Source organism: Sphingopyxis sp., assembly GCF_035565275.1.
Lineage (GTDB): Bacteria > Pseudomonadota > Alphaproteobacteria > Sphingomonadales > Sphingomonadaceae > Sphingopyxis.
This window is the reverse complement of the sequence record NZ_DATMST010000029.1, coordinates 1-1,707: the sequence shown is the minus strand read 5'-3', so window position 1 is coordinate 1,707 and position 1,707 is coordinate 1. Positions and strand designations below refer to the sequence as shown.

Below are 1,707 nucleotides of genomic sequence, written 5' to 3'. Positions count from 1 at the left end.
CTTTTATATCCGGGCGCTTGCCGCCTTCGCGCTGCGCGGCTAACGCGCCCGCCATGACTGCACACAAGCCCGGCGATCCCACGACCCTCAACCGCCTTTACGGCCGTTCGAAGGGTAAACCCCTGCGCGCGGGACAGCAGGATCTCGTAGAAACGCTGCTCCCCCAGATTGCAGTACCCACCGAAGGCGAAGTCACCGCCGAACGCCTGTTCGGCTATGACCGTCCCCTGCATTTCGAGATCGGCTTCGGCGGCGGCGAGCATATGGCGGGGCGCGCCGACATGCTGCCCGATCACGGCTTCATCGGCGCCGAACCTTTCGTCAACGGCGTGGCGCAAGCCCTCGTCCATGTCGCGGGCGATCATGGCGAGCGTCTTCCGATCGGCAATGTCCGCATCCATCATGGCGATGCGCTGGAAGTTCTGCGCCGTATTCCGGACGAAACGCTGAGCTTCGCCTACCTGCTCCACCCCGATCCCTGGCCCAAGGCGCGTCACGCGAAGCGGCGGATGATGAACGACGGGCCGGTCGACCTGATCGCGGCGAAGCTGAAACCCGGCGGCGAATTCCGATTCGGTACCGATCATCCCGTCTACCTCGCCCACGCGCTGATGGTCATGCGGCGGCACCGCCACCAGTTCGAATGGCTGGCACAAGATGCGCAGGATTTCCTGGTCCGTCCCGGCGGATGGCCCGAAACGCGCTACGAGGCGAAAGCGCGCTCGCAGGGGCACGAGGTCTGGTATTTCCGCTGGCGCCGGACCGACGCAAGATAGGCACGCCTTGCCAGGTGGTTATTCATGACGAAGCGCGTCAACCGGCCGGCCTCGCGCGGCGGCAACAACCTGCGCCCACATCACGACCATCGCAAAAGCAATCGTCCCGACCGCAATGCCCGCGAGAATCCAGAGGTCTGGATCGATGCGCGAGGCGAATTGCTCGAGCCAGCGAGCCATGACCACATAGCTCAGGCCGATTCCAATCGCGCAGGCAACAAGCACCGGCAGCAGAAATTGCCAGAGCAACAGCCCGACGATTGCACCCGGTGACGCTCCCATGGCGCGCCGGATGCCGATTTCCTTGGTCCGGCGATCGACGGTGAAGGCCGACAGCGCGAACAGTCCCATGGCAGCAATCCCCAGCGCCACCAGCGCGCACGCACCGATCACGCGTCCCTGAACGATTGTAGCACGGTACCGATCCGCCTCGATCTGCGCGAGCAGGCGCATCTTGAGTGGCCCGCCGTCCCCCATCACGCGCCCCAGCCGGTCAAGATGGCGGCGCACCTCGGGCAGCGCAGCCGGGTCTGTTTCGACCGCCAGCACACCCCATTCGGGCGTCCCCGCATTGTATATCAGCTCGCCCGCCGGCTCGAGCACGCTCGCCGCGGCATCGGGCACGACACCGATGATCACATAGGGTTCGGTGGGCGGATTGGGCCCCACCTGCAACGAGATCGCGAGCGGCTGGCCGATCGCGGCCTGCGGCGACCCGAAGCCGAAATGGCGAGCGGCGGTCTGGTTGACGACAAGCTCGCGGCGCGCTGCATTGCCGCCGCGCTCGGGCGAGAAGACGCGCCCGGCCAGCGGCTGAAGCCCCGTCAGCGCGAAGAAATGCGGGTCGACGTCGACGAAACCGGGGGTGAAGCGCCGGCCCTCGCGGTTGATCGCGGTGACCGCGCCCTGCGGGGCGAGGTTGAACGCGCCC

The 1,707-nt window shown here is 66.5% G+C and carries 2 protein-coding genes; one reads left to right on the top strand and one right to left on the bottom strand.

Features of this window, described 5'->3' with window-relative positions:
* Positions 1-53 precede the first annotated feature (53 nt).
* Entirely contained in the window at positions 54-776 is a 723-nt protein-coding gene (trmB, locus tag VN047_RS02135) for a tRNA (guanine(46)-N(7))-methyltransferase TrmB (protein ID WP_325539553.1), read from the top strand.
* Positions 777-794: 18 nt separating this feature from the next.
* On the opposite strand, the gene VN047_RS02130 is transcribed toward trmB, so the two are convergent.
* Positions 795-1,707 (bottom strand): ABC transporter permease (locus VN047_RS02130; protein WP_325539551.1); only part of this gene is annotated, 913 nt, incomplete at its 5' end.

Coding starts and splice junctions, on each gene's coding strand:
- trmB (WP_325539553.1), top strand. CDS start 54: ATGACTGCACACAAGCCCGGCGATCCCACGACCCTCAACCGCCTTTAC.